The following is a 16,491-nucleotide window of genomic DNA, read 5'->3' on the forward strand; positions in this document are numbered from 1 at the left end:
CTGCTACTACGCACCGAAATGGCTGGTTCGTGGTTTCTCGTCAACGACCAAGCAGCAGATTGGTGCGTCGGTGATTAATCAGGCTTAAGGTAACGGAATACGTATCGGACTCGTTACTGATGGTTAACGTATGATCTGTGGGGTAGAGTAGTGCCAGTCGACGCTGGATGTTGGCTAAGCCCACCCGATGCACGTTTATTTTGTGCTTAGAGGACGAAACCCGCTGCACGGCGGGTTTGCTGTTGCTGACCTCAAACCGTAATTTGTGCTGATCGACCCTTAACTGGATGCGTACCCAGGAGGACCCAATTGTGGAATGAATACCGTGTTTGAACGCATTCTCCACCAACGTTAGCAGGAGCAGGGGCGGCACGGCAAAACCGTTGGGATCGCCCGTTACCGCAAAATCAATGTGGGCGGGAGCCGTATCATCGTGCCGGATTCGTTCCAGTTCAATGTAGTCACTCAGAATGCTTACTTCCTGGTGCAGATCAATAAACTCGTTATTCACCTCGTAGAGGGTGTAGCGCATGATGTCGCCGAATTTCAGGAGGATTTCGGCCGCGTAGGCATCCTTTTCTTCAACAATGGAGTAGACGTTGTTAAGCGTGTTGAAGAGGAAGTGCGGGTTAATCTGCGCTCGTAACAGGTTAAGCTCTAATTGCAGCGCATGGTTACGGGTAAGGTAAATCTCCTTGACGACTTTCATAAAAACGGCGACTAACAACACGCTATAAAACCACCACCAGTTTTGGAAGAAAGTTTCCAGATTTATCAATGAGTAGAGCGAGTTTTCTTCGCCGTAGTAGCCGTTGATGTACTTATCGAATCGCTTGTTCTCACCCTTAAACGAGTCGCTCACGGCATGATAGAGGTAGTAAGCGCCTAAGCCAATCAGGACATACACGCTAACGCCGTGCATGATGGCGATGGGCCACCGCCAACCCACAACGTTTGGGATAATACGTAACGTAATCCAGTAATAGGCGATAAACGTGATGGCTACGTGACCAGCACCCAGCCAACGGGCCATGACCGAGTTAACTGGCAGATCAAAGTCAGGTACGTACGATTCGAGAAACAACCAGTGCAGATACGTCAGAGTCCAGTAGCAGGCTATCCAAATGAACGTGTGCGTCCAGACCTGGCGCCAGTTGACGGGCCGTCGGGCCAGAAAATCCACTACTTTATTGACTACCATACTTTGTGCGCTTGACTAACCTGCCTAATTGGGGTACTCAGTAAAACGATCTGAAACAGACATGGCACGTCAGCACGCAACGTGGTTAGTCAACGGTGAAGGCTTAGGGAGTGGCCGGTTTACTTCAACTGGTCCCTGACCGAATCCCGGTAGGTGATGCCAACCGTTAATTGTGTTTTGTTGGTTAACTCAACCGTTTTGCCCTGAATCGAGGCAACAGCATCGCGCCGGACAATGTATGACCGGTTGATGCGCATAAACTCATCGGGCGGCAACAACTGTTCCAGTTTGTTGAGGGGGGCATGGACTTCCACGCGCTGATCGGGCAGGTGAATGCGGGTGTAATCTTTGAGGCTCTCCAAAAACACAATCTCCCGAATAGTCAGCCGAATTTTCTTCTTGTTTATGTTGACCCAGATAAACGGATCAGTTGGGGCCGCGGCCTGACTGTCGGCGGACGCATTATCGACGGGGGCTGGGTTGGGGGGCAGGGTCACCGCCGTTTGCGCCGTGCGGGCGTGCACCTTATTGATGGCTCGCACGAACCGCTCAAACCGAATCGGCTTCAGCAAATAGTCCGTTACGTCGTAATCGAACCCCTCCAGGGCATATTGGGGATACGCAGTGGTCAGGATAACCTGGGGCCGGTTGGTGGAAAAAGTGTTCAGGAAATCAAGCCCGCTCAGTTCAGGCATCTCAATGTCCAGAAACAGAAGCGCCGGTTGGTGAACCCGAACGGCGCCAATGGCATCAACCGCGTTTGTGCACGTGCCAATCCAGTGTAGGGAAGCAATGCGGCTAATGAATCGTTCAATCAATTGGCTGGCTAATGGTTCGTCGTCAACGACCAGGCAGGAGATGGGCGTGTCCATGCTTCATGAGGGTTATGGTGATCGTATAGGTATCGGGGGTATCGACGATGGTCAGTTTATGACGGGCCGGATACAGTAAATCCAGTCGGCGCCGGATGTTGGCTAAGCCTACCCGGTGCACGTTCAGTTTGTGTTTGTTTATCCGCTTGGGCGTAATAGGCGGCTTGCTGTTGCTTACCTCAAACTGCATCCGCTGCGCGTCAACGTCCAGCCGAATATGAACCCAGGATGAGCCAATGGTAGCGTGGGTGCCGTGCTTAAACGCGTTTTCGACCAGCGTAATCAGCAGCAGGGGCGGCACGACAAAATCACCCGTGTCGCCCGATACATCAACCGTGATGCGAGCGGGTGTCGAGGCATCATGCCGAATGCGCTCCAGTTCGATGTACTCATTCAGCATATCAATCTCGTGTTCCAGATTGATAAAACTACTGTCCGTCTCGTACAGAGCATAGCGCATGATGTCGCCAAACTTCAGCAGAATATCGGCGGCATACGGGTCCTTTTCTTCAACGATGGAGTAGATGTTGTTTAGTGTATTAAAGAGAAAATGCGGGTTTATCTGAGCACGCAGCAAATTTATCTCCAGCCGCAGCGCACGGTTTTGCGCGTGAAAAATTTCCCGGCTCACCTTAAAGGCAATGGCCGTCAGCATGATGCTATAAAGCCACCAGTTTGGCAGGAAGATGCTCAGGCTGGTTATTGAATAGAATGGCCCCGCCTGTTTAAAGTACTTGGGGTAGCTATCCAACTGCGCATTTTCGCTGAGGAACGACTCGCCAACTTTGGTGTATAAAAGGTGAGTAGCCAGCCAGGTCAGCCCGTATATGGTAACCACGTGCAGCAGAACGTGTAACCAGCGTTCCCGTATAATGGCGCGGTACACAATCCGGGTGATCCAATAATAGGCAATGAACATACACACGAAGTGGCCCGCTCCCAGCCAGCGGGCAATTGTCCAGTCTACCGGTATGCCAAACTCTCGGCCCCGTGCATCAAGTGATAACCAGTAAAGCGTGGTGATCAGGCAATAACAGCCAATCCAGACGAGGGCATGTGCGCCAAGCTGGGGCCAGTTCACCGTGCGTTGGTTCGAGAAATACGGGACTTTAACGAAAAGCATAATTGCGTAGAACGCGACTGAACTGGTCAACTGATGCTGTTTGCAGACCGTAGCGCAAAACAGACGTTGTCCCGTCGGCACTCAGACTACAGGCCGGTTTGAGCCGGTTAAAATAAGCTACATCTCCCATAAACTGACTATCCTGTCGCTTAATTCGCATAAACTGTCGACCAATTGTATCCAACGATGCTAACCGTCTATTTCACTACAGATATCAATTATTGAGCCGTTTTGGTTACCTGCTACATAACAACAAACGAACATTCTTGTTAAAATTGCTTTCGATAACCAGCAGTAACCGGGTCATTAGCGGGCCAGTTGTTCACCAGATTTAATTTCTAATTAACCTGTTTCCATTATTTATCAACTGATTATGTTACAAACTTTTTTACGTGCGAATGGCAGCCAATCGACGCTGCCCGAAACATCTCAGCATAGCATACGACCCCGGTGGTTGATGCTGTTGTTTGGCCTGATGCTGATGGCCTCTTTCGTGCGCGCACAATCGCAGACGGTTTTCGTCAATGAAATCATCCGCGACGGCCAACGTCTGGTTGGTAGCACGTTCGTGTTTGACGTAGAGGAACTGGTTGAGATTGCCGGGCCAGCAAACACGAACGTGAACAGTTGGAGTCTGGTGTTTTACGGACGCATTCCAAATGTTAACGGTAATATCAACCAGGGGGCAGTTACCGGCTCGGCGGTATTGTCGGGCACAATACCGGATCAGGAAAACGGCTATGGCACCCTTGCTTTCACGTTCCCGCCAGGTACCATCAGTGCCGGTACTGAGCGGAAACAGGGAGGAATAGCGGTGGTCAATGCAAGTGGTGAGGTCACCAATTTCATCAGCTATTTTGGTTCGTCGCTGACCGCCGTAAGTGGTCCGGCAGCCGGTCTGGTAGCCCCCACAACCACTACGCCCGGTCCTCCCAACGGTACTAACTCCATCCAGCTACAGGGAACCGGTTCGATTTATACCGATTTTACCTGGTCGGGATTGTTCGAGAAAACACCGGGTCAGGTGAACAAGGCGTTCATCAACAACAAGCAGATTTTCGTTCAGCCGACGTTCGTCAATATATCCGTTAACCCCACGACCCTAACGGAAAGCAGGACGTCAGGCACGACGTCGTTCAGCGCCGTCGTGACGGTGACGGCCACCAGGCCGGTGGTGGGCAATCAGTCCGTACGCGTTCGCGCGTCAGGCACGAATATTTCGGGTGACGTCGGATTTAGTTTAACAACCATCCCCATTGCCAGCGGAGCCACCTCGGGCACGGCCCTGATGAGTGTTTTTAACGACGACGATATTGAAGGCACCGAAACAGCGATACTAACCATCGACAACCCCAGCGAATCGGTGTTCATCGGCCCAACCAACACGGCAACCGTTACTATCTTAGACGACGACGCGCCACCGGCCCTCACAGTCTCACCAACGACGCTCAATTTCAGTACATCTCAGGGCACCGCGTCGCCGGAGCAATCGTATGTGCTTTCAGCCACGGCGCTGACGGGCGTGTTAGAGGCAAGAGCACCCAGTGGTTATCAGATCAGTAAGACCTCAACGACGGGCTTTGCGAACGTAGTGACGTTTCCTAACTCCACTACCTCGGCCACGGTTTATGTTCGGTTGGCTGCTAACGCGCCGGTTGGTGCAGTAGACGGAACGATCATAAACTTCAGTGGTTCGCAAACGGCTAACGTCGGCGTTACGGGCACGGTTAGCTCGACAGTTCCTGCTAACCAGGCCCCGGTAGCGGTGAGCAACCCCAACCAGACGGCGACAGTAGGCGTCAACTTCACCTATGTCGTCAATGCCTTCACTGACCCTAACGGCGACGTGCTGACTTACTCGGCGTCGGGCCTGCCAGCAGGCTTGACCTTCGACGCCGGAACGCGCACAATCTCGGGCGTGGCCAGCGCGTCGGGCGTCTCAATGGTGACTATAACAGCGACCGATCCGGGTAGTCTCTCGGCCAGTACGACCTTCACCATCACGGTCAATCCTGCTCCAGTGACTCCCCCTGCTAACCAGGCCCCAGTAGCGGTGAGCAACTCCAACCAGACGGCCACGGTGGGTCAGAACTTCAGCTACGTCGTCAATGCGTTCACCGATCCCAACGGCGACGTGCTGACTTACTCGGCGTCGGGCCTGCCCGCAGGCTTGAGCTTCGACGCTAACTCGCGCACGATCTCAGGTGTGGCCAGTGCATCGGGCGTCTCGACGGTGACGATCACGGCTACTGATCCGGGCAACCTTTCGGCCAGTACGAGCTTCACCATCACGGTTAATCCGGCCCCGGTTACTCCGCCCACCAATCAGGCTCCAGTGGCGGTGAGCAATGATAATCAGACAGCCACGGTAGGGGTCAACTTCAGCTACACGGTCAATGCTTTCACTGACCCCAACGGCGACGTGCTGACCTACTCAGCGTCGGGCTTGCCATCGGGTTTAACCTTCGATGCTAACTCGCGTACGATCTCAGGTGTGGCGAGTGCATCGGGCGTTTCAACGGTGACCATCACCGTCACCGATCCGGGCAGTTTGTCCGCCAGTACGACCTTCACCATCATGGCTAATCCTGCTCCGGTTACTCCGCCTGCTAACCAGGCCCCGGTGGCAGTGAGCAACCCTAACCAGACGGCCACGGTGGGCCAGAATTTCAGTTACGTCGTCAACGCTTTCACCGACCCCAACGGCGACGTGCTGACTTACTCGGCATCGGGCCTGCCCGCAGGTTTGACCTTTGACGCTGGTACGCGCACGATCTCGGGCGTGGCCAGCGCGTCGGGCGTTTCGACGGTGACCATCACCGCGACCGATCCGGGCAACCTCTCGGCCAATACGACCTTCATTATTACGGTCAACCCGGCCCCCGTCACTCCGCCTGCCAATCAGGCTCCGGTAGCGGTGAGCAATAATAACCAGACAGCCACAGTAGGTCAGAGCTTCAATTACACGGTCAATGCTTTCACTGACCCTAACGGCGATGTGCTGACTTACACCGCGTCGGGTCTGCCAGCCGGACTCAACTTTGACGCCGGAACGCGCACGATCTCAGGTGTGGCCAGCGCGTCGGGCGTTTCGACGGTGACCATCACGGCTACTGATCCGGGTAATCTTTCGGCCAGCACGACGTTTACCATTACGGTTAACCCGGCCGAGGTTATCAACCCGCCAACGCCCGGTTCGTTTGCGATTACGGGTGTGACAACGGTGAATTGTGCCACGGTAACGGCTGGCTTGCGTACGCTAACGTTCGCGCCCCAATATACAGGTACAAATGGTCAACCGGTTACCTTCGAGGTTGTTAATGAGACACTGCCGACTACGGCACCGGGTCCGTACCGACTAAATTTGTACACCGATAACCCAACCGTTACGCTGAGGGCCACGCAGAGTGGAACAGCGGGTGAATCCAGCTTTAGCTATAGCTGGCTGGCCGCCTGCGTAGGAGGTTCGACTCCGCCACCCACCCCAACCCCCGGTTCGTTTGCGATCACGGGCGTAACGACGGTGAATTGCGCTGTAGTAACTGCAAGTCAGCGTACGCTAACGTTCACACCCGAGTACTCAGGTACGAATGGCCAGCCGATCACGTTCGAGGTGCTCAATGAGTCGCTGCCAACCACAGCATCAGGTCCCTACACGCTGACCTTGTACACCGACAACCCAACGGTTACGCTGAAAGCTACGCAGAGTGGAACAGCGGGTGGAGCCAGCTTTAGTTATAACTGGCTGGCTGCCTGCGGGAGCAACAGTGCCCGAAAAGGGGCTGAGTCAGGAACCGCTCTTCAGGTGCGTGTCCTGGGTAACCCAGTTCAGAACGTGGTTGAGGTTGAGGTGACGGGTGCTCAGGGAACTGCGCTCACGCTGTCATTGACCGATATGCAGAACCGCGTCGTTGGTCAAAGCCGGTCTGAGCAGGCGGGCGCGGCTGAGCGGCACCGCTTCAACGTGTCGGCGCATCCAGACGGCGTATTGTTACTGCGGGTTAGCACCAATAGTCAAACCAAAACGGTTCGGATAGTAAAAGTGAAGTAAGTTCGTTGACGTCCAATACAAAAATGCCCCGGCAAGCAGCCGGGGCATTTTTGTATTGGACCGATCCGGTCAGGCACGACACTTATTCCTCCTCATCTCCACCCGGCCAGAACGTGTACAGCAACAGCCCGGCCAAGGCGCTCCAGCCAATCACCCGCGCTACGTTGTACGACGTTGGTGCGGGCATATCGACCACGCCAGCTTCGTCCGTAATAGCGGCTTGCTTCACATATCGGCCTTCGGATGGTATGGACTGTTTATCGAAGTTATCGGCTAAGTGGGTCAGCTTAATCTGTAGCTCGTAACCCCGAACGGAAACGCCGTGCCCTGTGCCGACGGCCAACGGATTTAGATCGGCCAGCGTTTGAACCGACTGACGGGCAGCATCCCAATCGCAGGTAAAGTAGGCTGGTGGACCGTGAAATTCTTCCTTTTGCGTAGCCACCGAAACCGCCGAGTTCTGATTTGTCGTCACAAAGGCGTCGCCCGCGATTAGCGTCCGATCTTCTTCCCGGAAGAGCGAAATATGGCCCGGTGCATGACCCGGTGTATGAATCGCCCGCCAGCTTGGCAATTCGGGGATGATGCCGTCAGCCGGTATTGCCCGGACGCGGTCGCCGAAGTCGTCGGGACCGATGGGGAAAATGAATGAGCTATACGACATGAATCCGCCCCCAATGGCCGGGTCGGGTGGGGGATAGCTCGACATTCCAGTTAAGTACGGCAATTCGAGGGTATGCGCGTAAATCGGCACGTCCGGCCACTCCTTCAGCAATGATTTCAACGCTCCCGTATGGTCGAAGTGGCCATGCGTGAGCACAATAGCGCTGGGCTTTGCACCGCTTCCGAACAGCGTTTCGGCTTTCTTTTTAATCTGACCTGCGTAGCCCGGCAAACCCGCATCGACCAACACCCAGGGATTACCCGCGCCCGCGTCTCCACGCTGGGGTGTACCGATGAAGAATACGTTAACAAAAAGCGTTTTCAGACCGGCTACGTCGTGCGTGACATCGTAAGGAGATGACAAACTTGTGTCGGTTGATGTATCAAGATCGAGTTGAGCTTCCATACCGGCGTTGAATTTAGTTTGTTGCTCAACCTATGCGTCTGGCAGATTGTTCGTTAGATCGCGCAAACGGGATGTTACGCCCAAGCTGAAAATTACCGTCCAGCCCACCCTACTTACCCCAGTTGACGCTCACTAATCGGGTAAACAGTTTGGGGATTCGCTTACTCCGGCGCAGTTGAGGTAACGCTTTCATCCCGCCACAACCGCCGTTCAACCGGAAATGGCTCGCTCTTAACAACTTGGGTTTCGCTAAAACGGGGATGACCCGGATGCAGCAGGTAGTTGTACGACATCGGCACAACCACCGATGGCACAGCCGCTATCAACGTTGTGGGGTTACTGAGCCAGTCGCGCAGAATCCATTGGGTGCGTTCGTAACTCTCGTCGTTCCAGTAATCCGGTAGCTCTTCAGGGGGATAGGCCGTTACGTCCTCCGGCACTTCCAGCGTAAATAAAAACAGCTTTGGTAACTTTTGATAGTTCACGCGGGGCTGATGCACCAGCGACTCAACCAGTGCCAAAGCTGGTGAGGAGGTTGCGTATAACAACGGATAGCCCTTGGGATTCCAGCGACCGCCGAACAACCGCGCTCCCTCGGTGGACAGCGGTTCAGCTACGTATTTGGCTTTTACAGTTCGATAAACAGTCAGCATTGCGGGTTCAGTATGTCCCTTACCCGACAATGCCGTGTTCGATTCGACCCAGCACATCATCTACCAGCCCAAAGCCGGTCGTCGTGTCCAGCAGGTGCAGGGGCGACTGGCTATTCAACTCCCGGATTGGCGACCGCAGCCAGTCGGCAAGCGTTTCGGCGTCCTCATCGAACACGTCCAGCCCGTGCCGCAGCAGGTTCGTTAGCAGCAGTAGCCGCTCTGAAGCATCGCGCGACAGTCGCTCGTTGGGTTTAATTCGGTGCAGGTTACGGTCCGACATGTTCAGAATTCGGGCCATTTCAATGTCCGTCAGCCTAACCATACCCGCTACCTGATCGGCTTCGGACCGAAATACTCCCTGCCGAGCCTTATCAATGACAGTGTAGGGGGCATAAACAGCCGTATTTGGAGGAAGTGTTGCAGAAGCCATAGTTATTGACCGAAATATGTCAGTGCTATAACCGCAATATGTCATACTGGGTTCATTCTATCGACAGATTAGTGTGAATCACGCCCATGTTGCCACAGGCCCAAGCCGAAAATTACCGTCCAGCCCACCGTACGCATCCAGTTGACGCTCACTAACTGGGCTAATGTTTCGGGCGAGGAATTACTGGCTGCAATGGCGTTATGAATCGGCACTGCCTGGAACGCCGTTGAAGCCCACATCAGCCCAACCAATACCGCCGATGTTACCGCCAACCAGGAAGAGCGATTGACTAATTCCCAACCGATCAAACCAACCTGCGCCAGCATCAGCGGGCCGACGATGAGTGTGATGAAATTGCTGTATTTAGGATGCCAGGCGGCTAACTGGTCGGTGCTCATGTACTGGAAACTGGGGTAGATGATGAGCTGAACGAGCCAGATCAGAACGACTAAGCCGAAGTCAACGGCGATGCGGGCGGTGGTCATACGGATTTTCTTCGTCTTACTCCTGGTAAGTGACCCGTTGTGCCCCAGTTAGCAGTCGCCGGTGATAGTCGATCTGCCCCAGATGATAGTTCAGGTGACCGCTCAAATGCACCAGAAAATAATGAACGGTCATTGGGTAGCCTAATATTTCATTGGGATAAAGTTTGCTCAACTGGTCATCTGGTATTGCTGACAACGTGGCGTTTATCATGGCCTTTGTGCTGGTCAGATCCGCCAGCAGTTCGGCTTTGGGGATGTGTTTGGTTGAGAACTCAGCAGAACGGTCACGTATGTAGCCCGTCCTGCCTAAGGTTGCTCCGATGTACGCGTTGAGGTTGCCGATCAAATGCAGGCACAGGTTTCCGGCCGAATTGCTGATGCCGGGGGCAACTTCCCAAAGCTTTTGTTCAGCATCGTAGGCGTCGATTTGCTGCATCAGTCTGGACAGATCCCGCGCAAACAGCGTAATTAGTGTGTTGGTTAGCATAGCAGTGAACGCATCATTATGTGGCAACCATTGTTAAGCCCGTTCTTCCCACACCCGTGCCACGTTCACAATTACCTCCACGGCGCGTTGCATGTCCTGCACCGATACCCACTCCTGCCGCGAGTGAAAGGCGTGTTCACCCGCGAAAATGTTGGGGCAGGGGAGACCCATGAATGACAGCCGCGACCCGTCCGTGCCGCCCCGGATGCTGCGCCGTTCGGCCGACAGTCCCGCCCGGCGAATGGCTTCCAGCGCGTTGTCGACCACGGCCGGATGCTGATTCAGGATTTCTTTCATGTTCCGGTACTGCTGTTTCACCACGAAGTCAGCTTTTGAGCCGGGGTAGCGCGTCAGCACGTCGTTTAGCCCACTTTGCAGGTACGCTTCTTTGTCGTGCAAACCCATTTCGGTGAAGTCGCGGATGATAAATTCCAGCACGGCCTGATCCTGATTACCCTCTATCCGGGTCGGGTGCACGAAACCGGCCATGCCCTCCGTCGTTTCGGGCGAAAGCGTGTCTGTAGGTAACGCAGCCAGCAGATCACCGGCAATTTTCAACGCGTTTTCCAATTTGCCCTTCGCGAAACCAGGATGTGTGCTGACGCCCTGAATGGTGATCTTGACGGCGTCGGCGGAGAAGGTTTCGTCTTCGAGCGTACCGAGCGCTTCCCCGTCGATGGTATAGCCGAAGTCGGCTCCTAACTTCTGAATGTCGACCTTTTCGGTGCCTCGTCCTACTTCCTCGTCGGGCGTGAACAGCAGCCGGATACGCCCGTGCTTTATATCGGGATGGGTTGTTAGGTAGTGGGCCGCGTCCATGATTTCGGCCAGCCCCGCTTTGTTGTCAGCTCCCAGTAACGTGGTGCCACTGGCGGTAATAATGTCGTTACCGATTTGATTGTGCAAATCCGGGTGGTCGGCGACGCGGATAATCTGTGTTTTGTCATTCGGCAAGATGATGTCAGAACCGTCCCAGCGTTCGTGGATGATGGGTTTCACGCCCGCACCGGTCACGTCGGGAGAGGTGTCGACGTGTGAGCAGAAGCAGATTGTCGGCACATTTGGCTTGTCGCTGTTGGCCGGGATGGTGGCGTAGACGTAACCCCACTCGTCCAGTCCGGCGTCAGCAATGCCCATGTTGAGCAGTTCCTGCACCAGCACCCGGCTCAGGTCTTTTTGCTTTTCGGTACTCGGATTCGTCGGCGACTGCGGGTCCGACTGGGTGTCGATCTGCACGTAGCGCAGAAAGCGCTCAACGGCGGTGTAGGGATAATGCTGCATGAATTAGGGGACTATGGTATTCTTTCGGTTGAGTTGCTCCGCAACGTGCTGTTTGTAGGTTCGGCCCACCCGAAGCGTCTGTTTGCCAAGCACCAGTTCGTCGCCCGAATAGCGGGAAACGTGCTGGATGTTCACCAAGTGTGACCGACTGATGCGCAAGAAATGGCTATTAGTCAACTGTTCTTCGGCTTGTTTCATGGTTAGCCGCGTCACGAAGGTGGTCGTCGTCGTCACAACGCGTACGTAGTTTTCCAGGCTTTCGATGTACACAATAACGCTCGGGATTAGTTCGCGCTTACCGTCGTCGGTCAGGATGGTGAAGGGCAACGAAGTAGGAAAGCCAGTCGGAACGGGTGTCGCTGGCGGATCGGTCGGTCGGGTCAATTGCCGATAGGTTACGTACACGCCTAAACCGGTGATAGTAAACAGGTAGAACTTAACCAAGATCGGTACCGGCCAGTGAATGTCGTAGCCATAGCGCAGCGTTACCGTCATGTTCACCGTGCCGATGACCAGCGACAGTAGCAGCCAGCCCACGTACTCGCGCCGTTTGCCCTGCTCAAACAATCGCTCGAACAGGATGCGATTGTGAAAGACAATCCAGCCGTACATCAGCAGCAGAAACAGGTAGGGCGTCCATTTTGCCCAGCCCGAACGCGCCTGAATAGCGTAGTGGTCGGGTAGATAAATCGCTAACAGCAGACCCGCCAGCGCAATGCCGTTACGTACCCAGAACCGCTGAATCCACATGCGCTGCGTGATTACACTCTATGGCCACAAAAATAAGCAGTGGTGAATGCACTTGGTCACTGCCGGGTGGACTTTGTCACTCGTTGCTTGACGGGTACGGAGTCGACGCTCATCTTTGACCCGCTCCTTTACTTAAACCAAATCCGTCATTATGCTAACGATTAATACGTCGTCGCGGGCGTTGCTCCTGCTACCTTTTTTTGTGCTGCTTTTCACCCGGATCGGGATCGAGATCAGCGTATGGGTGCTGCCCCTGCGCTGGGCATGGTTACCGGCCTTCGCGGGCTACTACCTTGCCATTGCCATTACTATCCGGTACGCCAATCGTTACCTCGGCGTTAGCAGTCCGGTTGTCGGGAAACTGCTGCCTCCACCGTCAATCCATCTGATTCTGATTGGGGTGATGATACCGGCCCTGTTGCCGCTGGGCGTGTTCGTGCTGAACGTGCAGGTCGTGCCGTTATCGATGTTGATGGGCATTGTCGGGTTTGCCCTCATCAACCCGTTTTTCGAGGATGCTTTCTGGCGGGGCTTGTTAGCCCACGTGCCGCTCTCCCGCTGGGGGCGCATTCTCTTTTCGGCCAGTCTATTCAGCTTTTCTCATTATTTCCTGTGGGGAGCCTACTGGCTGGCCACTCCTCACATCCTGATTCCTACTTGCCTGACAACGTTCATCATGGGCGTTTGCTGGATGTGGTTTTACCAACGCGACCAACGACTCATTTACCCAATTATGTCGCACATGCTGGTCGACGTGTTCAATCTGTCAATCGCCGTCTTCATGGGCATTCCCCTACCGACCGTTCGATGAGAAGTAGCGGATTAATTCGTACCTAAAATGCGTTCCAGATCAGCTGGGGAGTAGTTCACGCTTTTGAGCGTTTTGTGGTCGGCGTCGCGGAAGACTAAGAACTTGCCCTCCGACTCGACGTAGTGACAGGGAACACCTCTCGCCGTGTACTGCGCGACGGTGGCTTCGGCTTCGGCGACCGTCATGCAGGCTTTGCTCATGTTGGAGCGTTGTACTTCATCGAACAACGCCTTAAACGAATCGCCCAGACCAAACTCCAGCACCGCGCCGGACAGGACGTACTGCAAATCGCAAAGCGCGTCGGCCACGGCGACAAGGTCACCGTCGGCAATGGCTTCGCGGAATTCGTCTAATTCTTCGGCCAGCAGCGACACGCGCAACTGAGCGCGGGCGTCGGACGGAATTTGGGGCGCTTTTAGAATAGGCGCGTGAAAGGTGCGGTGGAATTCGGCGACCTGATTGAGTGAGTCGGGTTGTTGCATAGGTGCGGTTGTCAGTTCTTAAACGTAACCTTCGGGTTCTTGAGACTCTTCATCGCCTGCTCCAGACCGTTGAGCGTTAGCGGGAACATGCGGTTGCCCGACCAGTCGCGGATAAGCTGCGTGCTTTGGGTGTATTGCCAATAAGCGGCTATGTTGGGGTTCAGCCAGACCAAATGCGGATACTGCGTCTTGAACCGGTCGAGCCAGACGATGCCCGCTTCGGGGTTGTAATGCTCCACGCTTCCTTTGGCCGACGTGATTTCGTAAGGGGACATGGCCGCGTCGCCCACAAAAATCACTTTGTAGTCTTTATTGTATTTGTGAAGCACTTCCCAAGTCGGGACCCGCTCTTTGCGACGACTGTTATCTTTCCACAGCGTTTCGTACACGCAGTTGTGGAAGTACATAAACTCCAGGTGCTTAAATTGGTAGCGGGCTGCCGAAAACAGGTGCGAACACAGTTCAACGTGTTCATCCATCGAGCCACCCACATCGAATAAAAGTAGCACTTTCACGCGGTTTTTGCGTGAGGGCTGCATCTTGATGTCTAAGTAACCCGCGTTGCGGCTCGTCCCGTCAATGGTGCCGTCGATATCCAGTTCATCCTCTACGCCCTCGCGGGTCAGGATGCGCAGTCGACGCAGGGCCATTTTCAGGTTGCGCGTGTTGAGTTCGAGACTATCGTCGAGGTTTTTGTAGGCCCGTTGCTCCCAAACTTTTGCCGCTGTTCGATTGCCTTGTGATGCATCGCCCGGTTTCATCTTAAAACCCTGTTCATTGGCTCCGTTCGTACCAAACGGTGATGTTCCTCCGGTGCCAATCCATTTGGTGCCGCCTTCGTGCCGTTCGTCCTGTTCATCGAGCAGTTCGCGGAGTCGTTGCCAGAGTGCGTCCAAGCCTCCCATGGCTTCTATTTCCGCTTTTTCTTCGTCGGTCAGTTGGCTTTCGAGCGCGTCGCGAAGCCAGTCGGGTGGTATGTCGGGCAAGGCTTCGGGCGGTGCCGACTGCTTACCCGTAACGTACTCGCCAAACAGCCGGTCGAACAGGTCGAGGTGCTGCTCGTGTTTAACGAGGGCCGTTTTACTCAGGAAATAGAAATCCTCAACGCTCGTACCACCCACGTCGCTCCGCAGCGCCGACAGCAGCGTCAGGTACTCCGGCAGCGTGACCGGCAGGGCGTGTTGGCGGAGGAGGAGGAAGAAATCTAAAAACATGGTTTTTAATGATGAATGATGAACGATGAATGATTAGCAGGTAAATCATTCATCGTTCATCATTAAATTAATACGGCCTTCCACCTTTTTTGCGCAACGCAATCATCAAATCCGTGTCCTGCTCGTTTTTGAGGAGTGAGCCGAGGTAGGGCGGGAGTTCGTTGAGCGCGTCGAGTTCGGCCAGGTCGTCGTGGGTGACGCCCGCCACCAGCAATAGCCGAATCCAGTCGATGAGTTCGCTCGTGGACGGTTTCTTCCTGAACGCCTTTACGTCGCGCAGACTATAGAACACCGACATCGACCTCGCCATCAGTTCCTGGGGCAACGCCGGGAAATGCACCGTCACAATCTGCTGCATCGTTTCGCGGTCGGGGAAGCGGATAAAATGGAAAAAACACCGGCGCAGAAACGCATCGGGCAGTTCTTTCTCGTTGTTGGAGGTGATGATGACCACCGGCCGGTGCTTTGCCGAAATAGTCCGCTGTAGTTCGTAGCAGTAAAACTCCATCCGGTCCAGTTCCTGCAACAGATCGTTGGGAAACTCAATGTCGGCCTTGTCGATTTCGTCAATCAGCAGCACCGCCTGCTCGTCGGATTCGAACGCCTTCCAGAGTTGACCCTTGCGGATGTAATTTTCTATGTTCCCCACCCGGTCCGAGCCGAATTGTGAGTCGCGCAGCCGCGACACGGCATCGTATTCGTACAGGCCCTGATGCGCCGACGTGGTCGATTTAACGTGCCATGTATAGAGTGGCTTTCCCAGCGACTGCGCAATTTCGTAGGCCAGCAGGGTTTTACCGGTACCGGGTTCGCCTTTAATGAGCAATGGCTTTTGCAGTTGAATAGCCGCGTTGACGGCCGTGCTCAACTCGCGGGTAGCAACGTAGGTATCGGTTCCCTGGAAATTCATAATCAAGAATGAATAATGGTTAATGTATAATGCACAATGAAATTCTCCAGCATCATTGTGCATTATACATTAACCATTATTCATTAATTTAATTTTCCTCCTCACTCATGAACGAATACAGCGTGGTATCCAGCGAAAGCGTGTTGGCGTTAAAATCGCGGACGAATTTTTCGACTACCTCGTCGGTGATTTCTTCCACGTTCAGGCATACGTCTAAGCTGATGCCGTAATCGAAATCGGTGTCGACTTCGATGTGTTCCTGCACCTTCACAGTCTCGGTTTCCTCAATCTCCTCGATGATTTCGGTCAGGGCGCTCTCTGCTTCTTCCTCCATCTCCGGGGTGATTTTGTAGTTCAACTCACGATCTTCAGGGGGCACGTAGGTTGGAAAGGTTTTTTGAACCTGGCCCACCGCCATCTCGTACACTAAACTGCTGTGGTGCAGCCGCAGGGTGTAGACTAAAGCGTCGTAGATTACCTCCTGCCCTTCATATACGCCCGGGAACTGAATATGAACGCATTCGCCGGATTCGAGCACGTCCAGATCGTCGTCTTCGACATACACAAATGATTTGCCTTCCTGCTGACATTCGTCTTTCAGTGCGTTGATTTCCTCGGGATCAAACCCGTCATTTTTGTTTGTTGCCATGGGGCAAAAGTAAGGTTTGTAGA

Annotated in this window: 16 protein-coding genes; 2 read left to right on the forward strand and 14 right to left on the reverse strand. The window is 54.2% G+C overall.

What is annotated here, in order from left to right:
• Positions 1–40 precede the first annotated feature (40 nt).
• From ACYVHB_RS28280 to ACYVHB_RS28290, 3 genes are all read right to left on the reverse strand, one after another.
• On the reverse strand, positions 41–1,201 hold the full coding sequence (locus ACYVHB_RS28280; protein WP_461055256.1) for a sensor histidine kinase: 1,161 nt from the start codon (positions 1,199–1,201) through the stop codon (positions 41–43).
• Between the two features lie 119 nt (positions 1,202–1,320).
• The gene (locus tag ACYVHB_RS28285; RefSeq protein WP_461055257.1) at positions 1,321–2,073 is read right to left on the reverse strand and encodes a LytR/AlgR family response regulator transcription factor; all 753 of its coding nucleotides are present in this window, start codon (positions 2,071–2,073) and stop codon (positions 1,321–1,323) included.
• Positions 2,042–3,196 carry a sensor histidine kinase gene (locus ACYVHB_RS28290; protein WP_461055258.1) on the reverse strand — a complete coding sequence of 385 codons (1,155 nt, stop codon included), beginning with the start codon at positions 3,194–3,196 and terminating at the stop codon, positions 2,042–2,044. The genes ACYVHB_RS28285 and ACYVHB_RS28290 overlap by 32 nt, the downstream gene beginning before the upstream one ends.
• A gap of 373 nt (positions 3,197–3,569) precedes the next feature.
• Here ACYVHB_RS28290 and ACYVHB_RS28295 point away from each other — a divergent pair, with 373 nt between their 5' ends.
• Positions 3,570–7,247 (forward strand): putative Ig domain-containing protein, encoded by a 3,678-nt coding sequence (locus ACYVHB_RS28295; protein ID WP_461055259.1) that lies wholly within the window; start codon positions 3,570–3,572, stop codon positions 7,245–7,247.
• A gap of 82 nt (positions 7,248–7,329) precedes the next feature.
• Here ACYVHB_RS28295 and ACYVHB_RS28300 read toward each other — a convergent pair whose 3' ends face one another.
• From ACYVHB_RS28300 to ACYVHB_RS28330, 7 genes are all read right to left on the reverse strand, one after another.
• The gene (locus ACYVHB_RS28300; RefSeq protein WP_461055260.1) at positions 7,330–8,316 is read right to left on the reverse strand and encodes an MBL fold metallo-hydrolase; all 987 of its coding nucleotides are present in this window, start codon (positions 8,314–8,316) and stop codon (positions 7,330–7,332) included.
• A gap of 161 nt (positions 8,317–8,477) precedes the next feature.
• Positions 8,478–8,969, reverse strand: coding sequence for an RES family NAD+ phosphorylase (locus tag ACYVHB_RS28305; protein WP_461055261.1), 492 nt, complete (start codon positions 8,967–8,969; stop codon positions 8,478–8,480).
• 19 nt (positions 8,970–8,988) lie between these two features.
• Positions 8,989–9,399, reverse strand: coding sequence for a type II RES/Xre toxin-antitoxin system antitoxin (gene parS, locus ACYVHB_RS28310; RefSeq protein ID WP_461055262.1), 411 nt, complete (start codon positions 9,397–9,399; stop codon positions 8,989–8,991).
• 68 nt (positions 9,400–9,467) lie between these two features.
• Positions 9,468–9,884: a hypothetical protein gene (locus tag ACYVHB_RS28315; protein ID WP_461055263.1), complete on the reverse strand. Its 417-nt coding sequence runs from the start codon at positions 9,882–9,884 to the stop codon at positions 9,468–9,470.
• 16 nt (positions 9,885–9,900) lie between these two features.
• Entirely contained in the window at positions 9,901–10,371 is a 471-nt protein-coding gene (locus ACYVHB_RS28320) for a DinB family protein (protein ID WP_461055264.1), read from the reverse strand.
• Between the two features lie 33 nt (positions 10,372–10,404).
• Positions 10,405–11,652: a peptidase T gene (gene pepT / locus ACYVHB_RS28325; protein ID WP_461055265.1), complete on the reverse strand. Its 1,248-nt coding sequence runs from the start codon at positions 11,650–11,652 to the stop codon at positions 10,405–10,407.
• A gap of 3 nt (positions 11,653–11,655) precedes the next feature.
• Positions 11,656–12,402, reverse strand: coding sequence for a LytTR family transcriptional regulator DNA-binding domain-containing protein (locus ACYVHB_RS28330; RefSeq protein WP_461055266.1), 747 nt, complete (start codon positions 12,400–12,402; stop codon positions 11,656–11,658).
• A gap of 151 nt (positions 12,403–12,553) precedes the next feature.
• Between ACYVHB_RS28330 and ACYVHB_RS28335 the strand changes: the two genes are divergently transcribed.
• Positions 12,554–13,213: a CPBP family glutamic-type intramembrane protease gene (locus tag ACYVHB_RS28335; RefSeq protein ID WP_461055267.1), complete on the forward strand. Its 660-nt coding sequence runs from the start codon at positions 12,554–12,556 to the stop codon at positions 13,211–13,213.
• An 11-nt stretch (positions 13,214–13,224) separates the two neighbouring features.
• Here the strand turns inward: ACYVHB_RS28335 and ACYVHB_RS28340 are convergent, their stop codons facing one another.
• The 4 genes from ACYVHB_RS28340 to ACYVHB_RS28355 form a co-directional block, all read right to left on the reverse strand.
• The gene (locus ACYVHB_RS28340; RefSeq protein WP_461055268.1) at positions 13,225–13,695 is read right to left on the reverse strand and encodes a pyrophosphohydrolase domain-containing protein; all 471 of its coding nucleotides are present in this window, start codon (positions 13,693–13,695) and stop codon (positions 13,225–13,227) included.
• Positions 13,696–13,706: 11 nt separating this feature from the next.
• The gene (locus tag ACYVHB_RS28345; RefSeq protein WP_461055269.1) at positions 13,707–14,909 is read right to left on the reverse strand and encodes a vWA domain-containing protein; all 1,203 of its coding nucleotides are present in this window, start codon (positions 14,907–14,909) and stop codon (positions 13,707–13,709) included.
• A 67-nt stretch (positions 14,910–14,976) separates the two neighbouring features.
• Positions 14,977–15,819 (reverse strand): AAA family ATPase, encoded by an 843-nt coding sequence (locus tag ACYVHB_RS28350; RefSeq protein ID WP_461055270.1) that lies wholly within the window; start codon positions 15,817–15,819, stop codon positions 14,977–14,979.
• 88 nt (positions 15,820–15,907) lie between these two features.
• Positions 15,908–16,468, reverse strand: coding sequence for a hypothetical protein (locus tag ACYVHB_RS28355; RefSeq protein WP_461055271.1), 561 nt, complete (start codon positions 16,466–16,468; stop codon positions 15,908–15,910).
• Positions 16,469–16,491 lie beyond the last annotated feature (23 nt).

The organism is Spirosoma arcticum, assembly GCF_054779955.1.

Excerpts from the sequence above, each read along its gene's own strand:
- ACYVHB_RS28300 (WP_461055260.1), bottom strand. The coding sequence starts at position 8,316 with ATGGAAGCTCAACTCGATCTTGATACATCAACCGACACAAGTTTGTCA.
- ACYVHB_RS28350 (WP_461055270.1), bottom strand. The coding sequence starts at position 15,819 with ATGAATTTCCAGGGAACCGATACCTACGTTGCTACCCGCGAGTTGAGC.
- ACYVHB_RS28340 (WP_461055268.1), bottom strand. The coding sequence starts at position 13,695 with ATGCAACAACCCGACTCACTCAATCAGGTCGCCGAATTCCACCGCACC.
- ACYVHB_RS28335 (WP_461055267.1), top strand. The coding sequence starts at position 12,554 with ATGCTAACGATTAATACGTCGTCGCGGGCGTTGCTCCTGCTACCTTTT.
- ACYVHB_RS28295 (WP_461055259.1), top strand. The coding sequence starts at position 3,570 with ATGTTACAAACTTTTTTACGTGCGAATGGCAGCCAATCGACGCTGCCC.
- pepT (WP_461055265.1), bottom strand. The coding sequence starts at position 11,652 with ATGCAGCATTATCCCTACACCGCCGTTGAGCGCTTTCTGCGCTACGTG.
- ACYVHB_RS28305 (WP_461055261.1), bottom strand. The coding sequence starts at position 8,969 with ATGCTGACTGTTTATCGAACTGTAAAAGCCAAATACGTAGCTGAACCG.
- ACYVHB_RS28315 (WP_461055263.1), bottom strand. The coding sequence starts at position 9,884 with ATGACCACCGCCCGCATCGCCGTTGACTTCGGCTTAGTCGTTCTGATC.
- ACYVHB_RS28320 (WP_461055264.1), bottom strand. The coding sequence starts at position 10,371 with ATGCTAACCAACACACTAATTACGCTGTTTGCGCGGGATCTGTCCAGA.
- ACYVHB_RS28290 (WP_461055258.1), bottom strand. The coding sequence starts at position 3,196 with ATGCTTTTCGTTAAAGTCCCGTATTTCTCGAACCAACGCACGGTGAAC.
- ACYVHB_RS28280 (WP_461055256.1), bottom strand. The coding sequence starts at position 1,201 with ATGGTAGTCAATAAAGTAGTGGATTTTCTGGCCCGACGGCCCGTCAAC.
- parS (WP_461055262.1), bottom strand. The coding sequence starts at position 9,399 with ATGGCTTCTGCAACACTTCCTCCAAATACGGCTGTTTATGCCCCCTAC.
- ACYVHB_RS28330 (WP_461055266.1), bottom strand. The coding sequence starts at position 12,402 with ATGTGGATTCAGCGGTTCTGGGTACGTAACGGCATTGCGCTGGCGGGT.
- ACYVHB_RS28285 (WP_461055257.1), bottom strand. The coding sequence starts at position 2,073 with ATGGACACGCCCATCTCCTGCCTGGTCGTTGACGACGAACCATTAGCC.
- ACYVHB_RS28355 (WP_461055271.1), bottom strand. The coding sequence starts at position 16,468 with ATGGCAACAAACAAAAATGACGGGTTTGATCCCGAGGAAATCAACGCA.
- ACYVHB_RS28345 (WP_461055269.1), bottom strand. The coding sequence starts at position 14,909 with ATGTTTTTAGATTTCTTCCTCCTCCTCCGCCAACACGCCCTGCCGGTC.